Here is a 12,992-nt window from a genome sequence, read left to right on the forward strand (position 1 = left end):
CCAGTGACGAGATGACTCTCATAGCTTTCTCAGGAAAGCAAGTGGCATGCTTTCAATCTCGAATACCTGACCGTCGACGTTGATGGCAACTCGCGCCTTAGCCTGCCGGCACCATTTGATCTGCAAGATCAGGCAGGTGAAACCGGCAAAAGCACTGCCTTCGATCTCCGCACGATCGCCGTCAACGAAGCTCTTGTCCGTCGCGACGCGTGGTACGCCATCATCAGCGATCTTCTTGAAAAGGTTGATCACTTCATCGCGGATCGAAAGGGGTGTGCCGGTCTTCCCACCCATAACCCTGATCACAAATTTCTGTCTCCTCAGACCGTCAAAAGCCTCGTCAGACGGTATGCAGCGAACCATGAGATAGCCTGGAAACATCGAGATTTCTTGCACGAGCTTTTGTCCACGACGAACGATCGTCACCTTTTGTCGGGCGAGGAATACCTCGACGCCCGCGTCCTTCAGGATGTTTTCCACAGAGAACTCGTGGCGTGGCTCGACCTGCAAGCAGTACCAACGGGCTAGGTGCGGGTGATTCTCTGTCACGCTCATGGTTGCTTCTTTCAGGTTTCTAGCGGCGATTCTGCGCATTCTGTCTTCGAAGCGCTCTCTGCCTTGGTTTGCGATTGGCGATCCGATCACCGTTTTATGCTGCATCATCGTCCCGCCTCTCGATCAGCTTCTTCTGGAACTCGCGAAGGGCAGCGGCCACCGCCTCATCAGGATCTTCGATGCCGTCCGGCAAAGCCGGGAACTGCACGAACGGCAGCCCGTTCGGCTCTGGCAACCAAGGCCAGCAACGATCAGCATGCAGCCGCTTCCAAGCGTCCCAGATCTCGCCGCCGACCTCGACCTTGTCGAAGCTCGACGAGATCGAGACAATGCGCGGATGAACGAACACAGGCCGACGCTCACGAGCGCCTTCGTTCAGCTTCACCGCCTCCGGCCATCCAGCCTTTTCCCGCTTGTCGCGCCAGATCACCGCATCCTTCTCAGGCTTCGCTTCGATGATCTGCGCTTCCAATGGCGTCAGGGTCAGATGGACAGGCGGCTTAGAAAGCTCCGTAAGGCGCAGCGCACTCCAGGCGCGTGAATATGGATTGTGCCTCTCAGGCGTCGCCGCTGCTGCCGGCCTGTCGTCGAGGCGCTCCCACGCCCGTTCCGAAAGATAAGTGGCCGCAGCCTTGGAGAACTTGCGACCGCTGGCTTTGGCCGCAGCGAGATAGTCAGGGGTCCGTTCCTCGCAGGCCTCGCGCTGCTCCGGCGCCAGATCCTGCCAGGCGCGCCGTGTCGGCATCTCGGCGTCGATGGCGTATGTCGGCCATGACGACCACCATTTCCGAAAACGCCGTTCCAGCGCTTTGGGATTTTCTTCCCCTTCATCGTCTTCGCTCGCGCGCTCTCTCTCTTCTCGTTTAGCAGGAGGCGTTAAGGTAGAGGCGTTAATAGGTGCCGGTCCAGAACCGGCAGGGGGTGCCGACTCTGGGCAGGCAGGGGGTGCCGGTATACCGGCAGGGGGTGCACCAGCTGCAGCCGACGAATTAGGATCAAATTCCTCTTTGTCGTCAGCGTCCCATGCATCAAATGCAGAGCTATCGACGGCTGAATCGTAGATGACGCGATACCAATGAGCACTGTCACGACCGCTCGCGCTTTCCACCTTGCGGCGCTCCAACGCACCAATTTCCACGAGACGATCAATCGCCGCCTGGACTGTCGAGCGCGAGCAAGACAGCGCCTCAGCAAGCTTCACCTGGCTTCGCCGGCACCAGCCGTGGCGGGTGTTGGCGTTCCGGCCCAGCATGCAGATCACCTGCAGATCTTTGCCCTTCAGGCGCGGGTCCGTGACGATCCATCCCGGTATGATCGAGAGACGGGGCTCAGATGTCATTCCACCATTTCCCCCTGCTTCACGGCGCCCCACATCAGTTTGCGGGAATAGTCCGTGATCTGGCGCGTCTCGATCGGGATCGACCCGTCGTCCAGCCGCACCGAATTGACGTGAGCGACGAGTGCCGCGAGATAGGCCAGCCCGCCGGAGAAACCGGCAGCTCCGAGGACAGCCGCAATGTCGGCATGGTCGCGCTGGATGACGCCGAGCGGAATGGTCGAAAGCCACACCGCCCGCGCCCGGTCGTTTTGCAGGTCCGCCAGAATATCGAGGATGGGGTTCACGGGACCGCCCTCGGTGTTTCACGTTGCGCAAACGCTGTAACAGCCTGATTTCGCTGGCCTCGATGATTGAAGATGAGATAGCCGGAAGGATCGACACCCATCGCCGTGCACAGTGCGAGATGGCTCGCAGCCGATAGGACCTGACAGCTGCAGGCGCGCGAAATCATCGCCGGGTTCAGTCCTGCATGCCGCATTGAGGCGTTGCGCGTCGACAGCCCGGTTGCTTCCAGCCAGGCACGCGTGTCCATGGCCAGGCGGTCGCGATCGATTTCGGGGATCATCGAACAATCTCCTGTTCTGTCATGCCGACGAGGCGGATGCCGAACCGGCCGGGGTCAGCGTCCAGCGCCTTCCAAAGCCGCTCGCGCGGAGCCGGCGAGATGCGGCGACCGGACAGGACTAGCTCCAGCTGTTCCGGCGTGATGTCCGCACGGCGAATGAGGTGAGCCCGCTCAGCGGCGCAGGCCTCGTCGAAGCTCAGTGCCTTGCGGCGGGCGCTCTTGCGTTCGTCCGGAAATTCCGCCCGAAAGCCGGCCATCTGGATCCGCGCATTGACGAAACCGCGCAGCATGGCGGGTGAAAAGTCAGGGTTCATGCCGCTACCTCGTCGAGTGTCGCGCCGAGCAGCACGGCAGCTGTCGCGTTGAGCGCAGTCATGCCATCTGGAGAGATCTGCCACCCGTCATCATCGGGACCGGCCCAGATCACGCACTTGGTCGCGAGATCCGCAATCAGCGCATCGGCAACCGATGGCCGCACGCCAATCCCGCGCCGCAGCCGTGCCGCGTCAAAGCCGGGGTTCTCTGCCATCCACACTAGCGCCCGCGCCGTCTCTTCGTCGCAACGCTCTTCCAGCGTCTTGCGTGGCGTGGTGCGGGTAAAATCTTCATCGTCCGCCGCAGCGAACGCCATCGGTGCACGATGGCCACCCTCGCCAGGCGGCAACGCTTCCGCGTGCTCGAACGCCTTCCAGTCGACGCGCACGGTCTTCCATGTCCCGTCGCCATTGCCGTAGCTGCCATCGGCGTTGCGCTCCCAAATGAAGAACGCTGTATTCATCTGGCTTGAGGCGACGTTCCCGGTCCATCCGTCGCGGTGCATCATCGGCAGGCGCCGAGTGAAGACATAGACCCGGCTTGGCGGGTTCTCGTCCATCACGTAGCGGCGATCCGGATCATCGAAGCCGCACATGAAATTGATGTTGAGCAGCGCCGCCATCTTGGCTGGCTTGTGCAGGCGAAGCGCGTGGGCAAGGCACTTGTTGGCGAGGTCGCCATAGGGTGGATTGGTGAAGATATCCGTGCCGACGGTATCGCCAGGATCAGACAAGAGAAAATCGCCAACCTGCTGCAGCTCGCCATGCTGCGTGCTGATCGCACGGTCAACGAGATCCGCTATCAGCACGTCATAGCCGGCAGCTTCCAGCGGCCGCAAGATCGCCGCACGGCCGACGAACGGTTCCTTGATAATCTCCGAGAAGCTTTCCAGCGCGAGAATGGTGCGGGTTGCCTCAATCGGCGTCTCGTAAAGCTGATCGCCCTTTTCTTCTTTGGTCGCCGTTTTCGTGCCGATCGCATGACGCGCAGCATTCTTCAGCGCCGCGCGGCTTGGCTCCAGCCCCTCCGAAAGCCGAACCTCAACCACACGATCGACAAAGCCCGGTTCCGCTGCGATGGCGCTGCGCAGGCTGCGAGCCGCGTGCAGCTGCTGGCGATCGACGCCGATCTCGTCGAGTGTAAAACTGTTTCCGCTGGAAACGGTTTTCGGACGCCCGCCGCGCGAAAGCTCGCCCTTCGCCTGCGCATCATCGACAGCGTCCGCCATCGCCACATAGCAGAGGCTTTCCATCTTCAGCGCTTCCGCTTGCATACGCCGCGCCTTGTCGACCAGGTCGCGCGAAGTCTTCACGCGTTCCGCAGAACAGGCGACAGCCTTGGCCTGGTCATAGGCCACGGACGAAAGCTTTAGAGCGCGCTCGACATCGCCGGCATCCAGCAGCGCGCGCGCCGTCTCTATGCAGGTAACCAGTTCCGAGCTGTCACGGATCGCGAGCTCACTCATGAGGGGCGCCTCGCATGCGGATCGCGCCAGCAGATGCCGCCTTCGATCATTTGCCGCGCATAGCGTTCATACGCAGGCTCTTCACGGGCTTGGACGCCGTCCGCGAAATCGCCGGCATTCACCGAATCGGTGTGCCGGACAAAGGCGCGAAAATTTCGGAGCTGCGCCTGGTGCAGCCGCTCTTCAAAAGCACGGCTTATGGAGGCCTTGGTCATGACGCCCTCCGATAACTGCGCCAGCCGTCGAGAACGCGCGACACCGTTGCTTCCGAGACGCCGAGCCCCTTGGCTATTGATGCGCTATCCCATTCGCCACGCTCCCACAGCAGCAGCGTAGCGCCGACGATCGCGTCGAGATCCGCGTCAGTGACCGGCATCCCTTTCTCGCGCGCGCAGACCGCTGCAAAGCCGAGGTCGAACACCTGACCAGCCCAGATCGACGAGGCAACACCACGTTCCGCCGCCTGCCGATCGAGCGTCGTCTTCGCCTTCTCAGGCACGTTGATCATCACGCCGACAAGCTTGAACGCGGTGCGGGCCATGGAATCATTCCCCGCCGACGATCTTCAGAGCTGGCGAAGCATCGCCGCCCTTGGCGACAATCCCAGCATACCGCCGCATCTGGTCGGTCGCTTCCTCAACGACCTTCTCAAGATCGCGCATGCCCTGCCGCGCTTCCGCTGCGCTCACCTGCAGGTCAGAATAGGCAATGGAGGCGTTGCGCTGATACTCGTTCGCCGCAGCGCCGATCGCGAGGGAGCCGCGCACCAGGCACGTGCCGTCGCGGTTCTTCTCTTCCGGGTCTGTGAGCTTGCAGCCGTGCAGGCCGGCCATAACCCGCGTCACGCAAGGGTCGCCACATTCGGCTTCCAGCCGCAACACCGCCGGGATCGGCAGTAGCTCAGTGTCGGAATCGGCATTGCAGCGCCCGACCTGGCTTTTCGAAAGCGAGCAGGTTTCCGCTGCAGCTTCAATGCCGCCGTTCTTTTTGATCAGCAGACGGTTGGCGGCCTTCAACTGATGGAACCAGGCGTTCGTCAAAGTATCCTGCATGGGGTTTCTCCAGACAAAGTTTTCCCGCGCCGGGAAAAGTCCCGCGCGTTTCCCATCGTGGGAAGCTTTCGAAAGTGCGAAGTTCAGCGCATCAGATCACGGGGGACCGCATGCACGAAGCTCAAGAAAAGAAACCGGCCGAGACGGTCCGCAAGACAAAACCTGCCTCGGCCGGAGATCGCGCCAGGTCAGGGAACTCACCCTGGCGCGTGGTTCGGTGGACAAGCGGGAGGAGGAGCTGCCACCGTATGAATTTTGGCCTGAAATCACTCTGCCGCCTCCCTCGAAAGAAGGGACAAGAGGCGCTCGACAGGGCCACTAGGTCGTATCTTCCCGGTCTCCATTTTGGAGACCGTTCCCTGATCAACGCCCAACAACTCCGCCATCTCTCGCTGGCTTAGGCCTCGTTCTGTCCGAAACTGGATGATGCTGCTGGGCGTGAACATATCCATGTTATGCGTTACGCATAGATGCAATGTCAATGCCTAACGCATATCCAAATATGCGAAACGCACACACATGAGCGACACAGTAGAAATCGGCAAGCGTTTGAAGCTTGCTCGCGAGCACGCAGGCTATGCGAGCGCCACGGTAGCGGCGCAGTCCCTTGGCATGAAATACCCGACCTACGCGGGCCACGAGAACGGCAGCCGAGGTGTTGTCCGAAATGCAAAGCAGTATGCGAGACGCTACAAAGTGTCTCTCGACTGGCTTTTACGTGGCGTAGGACCTGGACCAGGGGAAGCGGACGAAATCATTTCCGACAAAGCAATCGATATCCCAATTCTCACGACTGTCAGCGCAGGAGATCTCCAGCGCGATGACGTGATCGATGAAGCAATGGGCATAGTTACTGTCGGCCAGCTGCCGATAGGAGACTGGATAGCACTTGAGGTTTCAGGCGACTCGATGGATCGCATCTCACCTCCTACCTCGATCATCATCGTAAATCGCGCCGACAAAACCCTCGTCCCGAATGGCTGTTATGTGATCGCTGATGAGAACGGAGACGCCACTTACAAGCGATACCGGCCAGCTCCCGACCGCTTCGAACCGGTTTCGACGAACGCTGAACTTGAGCCAATTTTTCCTGACAACACGCCCACGATTATCGGGCGGGTCCGCATGTCTATCCTCAAGATGTAACAATCGCTGATATCGGTCACCGCATCGGCTTACCATCTAAAATCCAGACCGCAACCTTCTACGCGCAAAGCATAATATGCATTACGCATATTTAGAGCTTGACGCAAAACTATGCGAAATGCATATTCTCTCTGGTCGGCAGACCTCTTTAGAGGTTCGCCATCATCACCAGGAGAGAACGAAATGCGCTTTCACAATCACAATGCCTACCCACTTTGCCGCAACCGCCAGGAGCAGGTTGAATGCGTCGGCGAAGCCATGCGCCGCCTTGGCGAAGGCTGCACCGAGAGTGATCTCAAGAACAGCCTCGGCATCACCTCCAGCGAACTGAACGACGTTGCTGACGACGCACGCGCCTACGCTGTCGCCGCCAGCACCTATCAGCGGCGCGTTTCTGTTCCGGCCAAGCGCGCCGCCTGATCCGCTTCGGTGCCCGTCTGCGTACCCCCGGCTTAAGCCGCGCAGACGTGACCCGAAACGGATCGGAGGCCAATATGTCAGCCGTCAAAAACCCTCAGCACATGCCCACAACACTGCCATTTTCACAGATGACGATGCTGCAGCTCGACGAAGAACTCGCATTCTGGACAGCCGAGATTGCCAGCGACGAACGTTGGGGCATATCGGCTGAAATAGCGATAGAGATGCGGTTGGAAGTGGAAGCGGAGATGGTCCGCCGCCACGCCGCCGAACGGCGTAACGCGCCCTTCATCGTCGATGATCCGGGTGTTCGTCCTTCAACGATTGCTCTCACCGGATCGGGACGCGCCCGCCTCGAATACCTCCCAACGCGTTTCACCATCGCTTTCGCCGTCGTGATCTCGATCATCGGCATGTGCGCCGCTGCTGCACTAGCCGGCCAGCGCGTCGTGGAGATTGAAACACGTTATGCGCGGGAGGCGGTATGAGCGCGACCATCCTACGCCTGCCAGTCCGCCCAGCACCGCGCGCCGTCGAGACCCGTCCGGCATCCTTCTTCCAGCGCGAGCTTGGCGCAGTCGCAGTCAATTTGAACGATGCCGCAGGCAGGTTCGGAATGCTGTCCGACCGTGCGAGCGACGAGGCATCGATCCTCGAAGGGACGCGGTCGCTTGAAGCCGCGCTCTTCCACGCGCTGACCCTTTGCGGATGCCTTCAGGCAGACCGCCCGCTGCGGGATCTTTTGCTATCGCGCCTGGCGCAGCGGGAGGCCTGAACATGCAGGACCTTCCAGCCGCCAACGCAGTTCGATCTGCCTTCGCCGACCACGACGTCAAACTACCCCTGCGTCTGTCCGAAGAAGACGTCGGCGTAATCCTCGATGAAGATGGAGCCGACGTGCTGACGGTCGACAGCAACGGCATGCGCGACAACGCCAAAGTTTTGATGATCGCCGCGCTCGTCGTGTCGGCCGTCAATGATCTTGCCGGCTTTGACTTCGCATCGAGCCCGAGTTTCAGCTGATGGGCAGCGCTCAGGACAAAGAACGTCTGGACACCATCCGCGCCCGCCACAGTGAGGCAAGCACAGACTGGAGGGCAATCGACAGCGCCCGCAATGGCGAGCAGCTTACGGCTCGATTACTGCCAAGCCAGCCCTCCGTCGCACTCGTGACGCTGACGGAAGAGTGCGGGTATCAGGACCGCAACTTTCTCCTGCACGCCCACGCGGACGAGCAGTGGCTCTTCGAGATTCTAGGCAAGTCTTTCCGCAGGATTCGCGAACTTGAAAGGCTGTTAGAGCAGCCACGCCCGGACCTGGCGAAGGAATGCGGCAGGATCTGCGAGGACGCTCAGTTCAAGCAATTCATGCTGCAGAAGCACGGCATCCCCTCCGACGACCGCGAGCGGTTTGCCACCGGCGTCCGCAAGGTTCTGCAGATCGAATCCCGCTCTGAACTCAACACGCACCCAGCCGCCGCCAGGCGCTGGGAGGTCTTACTCGGACGATACCGAGAATGGAAGGATGCAGCATGACCCGAGATCACATGGGTAAATCCGAGTTCAACACCGAGGCGCGCGCAGCACTGGAAGACGACATCGATCGCTGCCCGATTTGCGACGTGCCCTTCAAAGCGGATGACGTTTGCGCCAACGACATCACAGAAGGCACCTGCCACGCGGAATGCCTCGAAGGTTCGCCGGTCGTCGATCTCGAAAAGGGCGACGAGATACCGGACAGCAAGATCAGTACGTACCTCTACCGCGAGGTGATGGCGCCGCGGATCTTCGACGAGAGCGGAAAGGGTGCTGGCTTCGAGCTTACGCCTGAAGCGCTTGTCGCTGCGCTGACAATCCCACCGCCCCAGACGCATGTGACGGGGATCGAGCTTGCTGCTCGCTTCGTCGAGAAGCGCCTCAACGACTACGTCCAGGAACACGGCTCTACCGATCCAGAAACAGGCACCGTCGAGTTTCCGGGTAACGGCGATGAGTATGTCGGAGAGCTGCAAGAAATTATCGACGGCATCCGCGACTTGAATAAAGAGGCCATCTAAATGACGACACCGTCAAATAGAGATTTTTTTAAAAGAGCAAACGTCGCAAATCGCAACGGCGATTCGCAGGGTCATTGCCACTATCGAGACGATATCGTCGATCATTTATCGCTCCTTCTACTTGGCGACCAACCAACGATACACGTAATCGATTTGACGGCAACAGAAACCTACGTTGCCGCCACGACGGAGAGTCAGCCATGAGCATCACGGCCGATCATATCCTCGACGCATTGGTTTCCGCGAGCGGCGACAAGATCTGGGCTACTGAAGTCCCATTCCGAGGATCGACGACGCGCATTGACTTCTGGACCTTGGAGCCGACCAGATCAGCCGGCTTCCGTGCCACAAGCTATGAGATCAAGGTATCCAGACAGGACTTCAAGCGCGACAGCGAGGAGAAGCAGGCGGGTGCACTGCGGCATTCCGACCGCTTCATCTACGTGACCCCACCTGGGCTCCTGACGAAGATGGAAGTTCCATCGTGGGCGGGCCTTCTGGAATGGGACGGCGCAACATGGCGTGTCGTGAAGCGTCCACCTCGTTTGGATAAGGCGATCGAGCCCGGATGGGGGTTGCTCGTCGATATCCTGCGAAACAGTGGCCAGTGTCGGCGAGACATCGCAATCATGACCCTGCGAATTCAAATGGCCGAGCGGCAGGCGCGACAGAACGCCGGCCAACATGCATTCGGCTTTTCGAGCCTCTCCCGATTGAACCAGCGCTTTGCCTATCGCGCCTTAAAGGACGATCGCGCCTTGCCAAGCGTAAAAGCGAGGAATGGATCATGACCGATAATCAGAACCCATCGCCCGAAACGAGGACGGTGGCCTAATAATAGTCGCGCTCACGAGCGCGTTTGAGGCGAAGCTTGCGGAGTTCATCGTTTTCTCGCTGCCGCTGCCGTTTTTTGGCGGCAGGTGTCCCGACGAAATTCTCAAGAAATGTCATCAGGAAACGTCCGATCAGGACAAAGATGAACGCCACTAATATCCAAAGTCCTTTTCCGATCAGTCGGAACAGACCGCCAATTATCTTACCCATGAGATTCCCCTAAAAGCCCAGAAATCCTTATCCGCCAATCGATATTTGGGCAAGAACCATTACCGCCCGCCAGTCTCACCAGCAGGCGGCACCATCACACAGGAGACTGAAATGGAAGCTGGTTTGGAGGCCGCATGACCGAAACCGATACCCCATCAGCCAAAACTAGAAGGGACGGGTACAGATGAGAGCACAGCGCGCAGAAGTTCTGCCGACCTCCCTCCCGCCACGCGGTTTGGCACGTGACCAGGCTGCAGCGTACATCGGGGTATCTTCCAGCCTATTTGACGAAATGGTAGGCGATGGCAGAATGCCAAAACCAAAGAAGGCCAACGCCCGGACGATCTGGGACCGCGTGGCACTTGACCGGGCGTTCACGCGTCTGCCTGGTGGTGATCCTGACGACGAAGATGATTGGTCCGTGGAAGTGTGATGCCGAAGAAGTTTGCAAAGAAGTACGTGATTGAGGATCGCACGGACGGCGTCCTGCGCTTCTATTTCCGAAAGCGCGGCCAGAAGAAGGTCCGGCTTCCTGGCGTGCCGGGTAGCGACGAGTTCAATGAGGCCTATTATATCGCTGTGAATGGCACCGCGGTCGAAGAGGCGAGGGGACCGAAGCTATCAACGAAAAACTCTCTTCGTTGGCTTTGCGAGCAGTACTTTCAGTCGGCTGAATATAAGCGCCTGGATCAGCGGACCCGGCATGTCCGTAAACTGATCATCGAGCATATGTGGGCCGAACCCCTAAAGAAGGACAGTACGCGCCTTTTCGAAGACATGCCGATTGCTGCCATCACTGCAAAGGCCGTCCGGGTCTTGAGAGACCGCAAGGCTGAGAAGCCGGAAGCGGCTAACAGCCGGATCAAAGCGCTGCGTGCAATATTCGCGTGGGCCTGCAAAAGCGACGTCGAGCTAATGCTGACAAACCCCGCGAGGGACGTGTCATTCTTCGCTCAGCAAGGCGACGGCTATCATTCGTGGACTGAAGACGAGATTGCGAAGTTTGAGGATAAGCACAAGATCGGGACGAAGCCTCGGCTCGCCTTGGCGCTGATGCTCTACACCGGTCAGCGTCGTAGCGATGTCATCCTGTTCGGCCGGCAGCACGTCAGCAACGGAAGTTTAAAATTTACGCAGTTCAAAGGCCGGAAGAAGAAGCCGATTACGCTGGAGATCCCAGTTCATCCGAAACTGCAGAAGATCATTGATGCATCGCCTGTAGGCGATCTCACGTTCCTCGTGACCGAATTTAATAAAGGCTTCACCGCCGCAGGGTTTGGAAACTGGTTTCGCAAGCAGTGCAATGATGCGGGCCTTCCACACTGCAGCGCGCATGGTCTGCGGAAATCCGCATCGGCCAGGCTCGCTGAGAGAGGCGCCACCGAGAAACAGATCATGTCGGTGACCGGTCATACGACATCGAAAGAGGTGTCGCGATACACGAAGGCGGCAAATCAGAAGCTATTGGCGGAGAGCGCTATCAGCCTGTTCGACGACATCGACGAAAGGAACGAGGGGGGAAAATAAGAACAAAAGTGTCCAGCTTTTCTAAGCAGTTTAAGTTTTCTGGACGTTTGGAACCAAACTTCGCTGTAAAAACAATGGTCAAAAAAGTGGGTGGTGCCCCATGCCGGAATCGAACCAGCACTCCTTTCGGAACTCGATTTTGAGTCGAGCGCGTCTACCAGTTCCGCCAATGGGGCACGGAGGGTATGGTGAAGGCCTCTAACATGGCCTCGGCGGCGGATGCAAGAAGAACTATTCGGATCGCTGCAAACCGCGATGTCAGGCATTGCGTCCGGCAATCGCCAGGATCTTTTCGCGCAGCAGACGCGCCATGTTGCGGGTGTTGCGGTAGAGGTGAAGCTGTGTCGCCACCTGTCTCACGTCACGGTCGCTGTTGCGGGCAAGGCCGATCACCAGCGTTCCCATTTCCTCGCGCTCTTCCCATAGCCTGCTCATGATCGGATGGTCGGGCACGGCGCAGCTGTCGGTGCGCAGGATGTTGGCATCATCAAGGTGCCAGTCGGTCAGCTTCATCACCAACAGCTTGCCGGGCGAATAGCGGCTAAGGCTCTCGTCATAGGCGGTCTTCCAGGTATAGGCCTCGCCGGCCATCAAGAAGATCACGATCGAGGCGATCGCGCGGCCGTCGAGATTGATCGTGTGGATGCGCACGGCGTCCACTTCGGCAAGATTGGTGATCGCTTCGCGAGCAAAGGCTGCGCGGTAACGGTCGTTGATCAGGGCCGAACGCTTGCGGCCTTTCCAGCCTGTCGATTCAAGCGCCAGGAATTCCTCCATCCGCTGGCGCACCTCTTCCGGCTGACGGGCGACGGCGTATTCAAGCCTTCCCAGCTGTCCGAGCTTTCGCCACTGGCGCTGCATCTCGCGGTAATGGTGCGGCGAGACGGAGGCCTTCATATAGGTTTCGCCGTCCTGAAGGCTTTCCAGCATCGGCCGGCGAAAGCTGTCGGTGACGGCAACGGGCAGGTCGCGGCCGATGGCAACGGCGCGCGCAAGCTGGGCAAAGCGGCCGCCTAAGCGCACATCGGGCAGAACGAGAACGGAGGGAAGTTTTGCTTCCCGGGCAGTCAGGGCCTCCAGGAGGTTGTCGATGGTTTCGGCCGCATCTTCGGCATCCACCAGTGGCGTACCGAGCGGACCGAACGGATTGGACCAGACGCGGATGATCGGAGCACCCATGGCAAAGCCTGGTTTCTCCACGGTAAACGGCATCAGAAGGCGAAGGCGGCTATGGCTTTCGCCTTCGTCACGGATAAGCGCCAGTCGCACCTGGCGGTCATCGATGCGCGGCATGGCGGGGGCAAGAAGCCGCGCCGAGAAGAAGATGTTGGGCTCCATCGCGCGGTGAGACAAAAATTCGAGTTCTTCCTGCAGATCGTAACCGAGACCTGCCGGATAGAGGCAAAATTCGCGGCCGGGCCGGCCGATTTCTACCCGTGTATCGGCATCCGGGCGGTCTGCACGAAGACGCGACGCGACGTTCGGCATCGTGACGTCGTCGTATTCCT

At 59.4% G+C, this 12,992-nt stretch carries 22 protein-coding genes and 1 tRNA gene; 10 read left to right on the forward strand and 13 right to left on the reverse strand.

Going from position 1 to position 12,992, the window contains the following annotated elements:
• Positions 1 to 18 precede the first annotated feature (18 nt).
• The 10 genes from nusG to ACQY1K_RS23340 form a co-directional block, all read right to left on the reverse strand.
• Entirely contained in the window at positions 19 to 663 is a 645-nt protein-coding gene (gene nusG, locus ACQY1K_RS23295) for a transcription termination/antitermination protein NusG (RefSeq protein ID WP_430259812.1), read from the reverse strand.
• The gene (locus tag ACQY1K_RS23300; protein WP_430259814.1) at positions 650 to 1,894 is read right to left on the reverse strand and encodes a helix-turn-helix domain-containing protein; all 1,245 of its coding nucleotides are present in this window, start codon (positions 1,892 to 1,894) and stop codon (positions 650 to 652) included. The genes nusG and ACQY1K_RS23300 overlap by 14 nt, the downstream gene beginning before the upstream one ends.
• Entirely contained in the window at positions 1,891 to 2,178 is a 288-nt protein-coding gene (locus ACQY1K_RS23305; protein ID WP_430259816.1) for a hypothetical protein, read from the reverse strand. The genes ACQY1K_RS23300 and ACQY1K_RS23305 overlap by 4 nt, the downstream gene beginning before the upstream one ends.
• Positions 2,175 to 2,459 carry a hypothetical protein gene (locus tag ACQY1K_RS23310; protein WP_430259818.1) on the reverse strand — a complete coding sequence of 95 codons (285 nt, stop codon included), beginning with the start codon at positions 2,457 to 2,459 and terminating at the stop codon, positions 2,175 to 2,177. Before ACQY1K_RS23310 ends, ACQY1K_RS23305 begins: the two co-directional genes overlap by 4 nt.
• Positions 2,456 to 2,773, reverse strand: a complete 318-nt coding sequence (locus tag ACQY1K_RS23315) for a hypothetical protein (protein ID WP_430259820.1) — start codon at positions 2,771 to 2,773, stop codon at positions 2,456 to 2,458. Before ACQY1K_RS23315 ends, ACQY1K_RS23310 begins: the two co-directional genes overlap by 4 nt.
• Entirely contained in the window at positions 2,770 to 4,239 is a 1,470-nt protein-coding gene (locus tag ACQY1K_RS23320; protein WP_430259822.1) for a hypothetical protein, read from the reverse strand. The genes ACQY1K_RS23315 and ACQY1K_RS23320 overlap by 4 nt, the downstream gene beginning before the upstream one ends.
• Positions 4,236 to 4,454: a hypothetical protein gene (locus ACQY1K_RS23325; protein WP_430259824.1), complete on the reverse strand. Its 219-nt coding sequence runs from the start codon at positions 4,452 to 4,454 to the stop codon at positions 4,236 to 4,238. Before ACQY1K_RS23325 ends, ACQY1K_RS23320 begins: the two co-directional genes overlap by 4 nt.
• Complete coding sequence (locus tag ACQY1K_RS23330) at positions 4,451 to 4,780, reverse strand: hypothetical protein (protein ID WP_192087793.1); 330 nt, start codon at positions 4,778 to 4,780, stop codon at positions 4,451 to 4,453. The genes ACQY1K_RS23325 and ACQY1K_RS23330 overlap by 4 nt, the downstream gene beginning before the upstream one ends.
• A gap of 4 nt (positions 4,781 to 4,784) precedes the next feature.
• Complete coding sequence (locus tag ACQY1K_RS23335) at positions 4,785 to 5,291, reverse strand: hypothetical protein (protein WP_430259826.1); 507 nt, start codon at positions 5,289 to 5,291, stop codon at positions 4,785 to 4,787.
• Positions 5,292 to 5,557: 266 nt separating this feature from the next.
• Positions 5,558 to 5,743 (reverse strand): helix-turn-helix domain-containing protein, encoded by a 186-nt coding sequence (locus tag ACQY1K_RS23340; RefSeq protein ID WP_430259828.1) that lies wholly within the window; start codon positions 5,741 to 5,743, stop codon positions 5,558 to 5,560.
• A gap of 67 nt (positions 5,744 to 5,810) precedes the next feature.
• On the opposite strand from ACQY1K_RS23340, the gene ACQY1K_RS23345 reads away from it, so the two are divergent.
• The 8 genes from ACQY1K_RS23345 (at position 5,811) to ACQY1K_RS23380 (ending at position 9,704) form a co-directional block, all read left to right on the forward strand.
• Positions 5,811 to 6,437, forward strand: a complete 627-nt coding sequence (locus ACQY1K_RS23345) for a LexA family protein (RefSeq protein WP_430259830.1) — start codon at positions 5,811 to 5,813, stop codon at positions 6,435 to 6,437.
• Positions 6,438 to 6,620: 183 nt separating this feature from the next.
• On the forward strand, positions 6,621 to 6,857 hold the full coding sequence (locus ACQY1K_RS23350) for a hypothetical protein (RefSeq protein WP_430259832.1): 237 nt from the start codon (positions 6,621 to 6,623) through the stop codon (positions 6,855 to 6,857).
• A 74-nt stretch (positions 6,858 to 6,931) separates the two neighbouring features.
• Entirely contained in the window at positions 6,932 to 7,345 is a 414-nt protein-coding gene (locus ACQY1K_RS23355; RefSeq protein WP_430259834.1) for a hypothetical protein, read from the forward strand.
• Positions 7,342 to 7,632 (forward strand): hypothetical protein, encoded by a 291-nt coding sequence (locus ACQY1K_RS23360; protein WP_430259836.1) that lies wholly within the window; start codon positions 7,342 to 7,344, stop codon positions 7,630 to 7,632. The genes ACQY1K_RS23355 and ACQY1K_RS23360 overlap by 4 nt, the downstream gene beginning before the upstream one ends.
• A 2-nt stretch (positions 7,633 to 7,634) precedes the next feature.
• Positions 7,635 to 7,880 (forward strand): hypothetical protein, encoded by a 246-nt coding sequence (locus ACQY1K_RS23365; RefSeq protein WP_430259838.1) that lies wholly within the window; start codon positions 7,635 to 7,637, stop codon positions 7,878 to 7,880.
• The gene (locus tag ACQY1K_RS23370; RefSeq protein WP_430259840.1) at positions 7,880 to 8,392 is read left to right on the forward strand and encodes a hypothetical protein; all 513 of its coding nucleotides are present in this window, start codon (positions 7,880 to 7,882) and stop codon (positions 8,390 to 8,392) included. The genes ACQY1K_RS23365 and ACQY1K_RS23370 overlap by 1 nt, the downstream gene beginning before the upstream one ends.
• Positions 8,389 to 8,913: a hypothetical protein gene (locus tag ACQY1K_RS23375; RefSeq protein ID WP_430259842.1), complete on the forward strand. Its 525-nt coding sequence runs from the start codon at positions 8,389 to 8,391 to the stop codon at positions 8,911 to 8,913. Before ACQY1K_RS23370 ends, ACQY1K_RS23375 begins: the two co-directional genes overlap by 4 nt.
• A gap of 200 nt (positions 8,914 to 9,113) precedes the next feature.
• Positions 9,114 to 9,704: a hypothetical protein gene (locus ACQY1K_RS23380; protein ID WP_430259844.1), complete on the forward strand. Its 591-nt coding sequence runs from the start codon at positions 9,114 to 9,116 to the stop codon at positions 9,702 to 9,704.
• A gap of 40 nt (positions 9,705 to 9,744) precedes the next feature.
• Here the strand turns inward: ACQY1K_RS23380 and ACQY1K_RS23385 are convergent, their stop codons facing one another.
• The gene (locus ACQY1K_RS23385; protein WP_430259846.1) at positions 9,745 to 9,957 is read right to left on the reverse strand and encodes a hypothetical protein; all 213 of its coding nucleotides are present in this window, start codon (positions 9,955 to 9,957) and stop codon (positions 9,745 to 9,747) included.
• Positions 9,958 to 10,141: 184 nt separating this feature from the next.
• Between ACQY1K_RS23385 and ACQY1K_RS23390 the strand changes: the two genes are divergently transcribed.
• Entirely contained in the window at positions 10,142 to 10,390 is a 249-nt protein-coding gene (locus ACQY1K_RS23390; RefSeq protein WP_430259848.1) for a hypothetical protein, read from the forward strand.
• The gene (locus ACQY1K_RS23395; protein ID WP_430259850.1) at positions 10,390 to 11,484 is read left to right on the forward strand and encodes a tyrosine-type recombinase/integrase; all 1,095 of its coding nucleotides are present in this window, start codon (positions 10,390 to 10,392) and stop codon (positions 11,482 to 11,484) included. Before ACQY1K_RS23390 ends, ACQY1K_RS23395 begins: the two co-directional genes overlap by 1 nt.
• Before the next feature lie 91 nt (positions 11,485 to 11,575).
• Here ACQY1K_RS23395 and ACQY1K_RS23400 read toward each other — a convergent pair.
• Positions 11,576 to 11,660: transfer RNA gene (locus ACQY1K_RS23400), tRNA-Leu, on the reverse strand.
• 82 nt (positions 11,661 to 11,742) lie between these two features.
• Entirely contained in the window at positions 11,743 to 12,972 is a 1,230-nt protein-coding gene (locus ACQY1K_RS23405; RefSeq protein ID WP_244631559.1) for a GNAT family N-acetyltransferase, read from the reverse strand.
• Positions 12,973 to 12,992: the final 20 nt, after the last annotated feature.

It is taken from the genome of Neorhizobium sp. IRS_2294, assembly GCF_050500145.1.
Classification (GTDB): Bacteria; Pseudomonadota; Alphaproteobacteria; order Rhizobiales; family Rhizobiaceae; genus Neorhizobium; species Neorhizobium soli.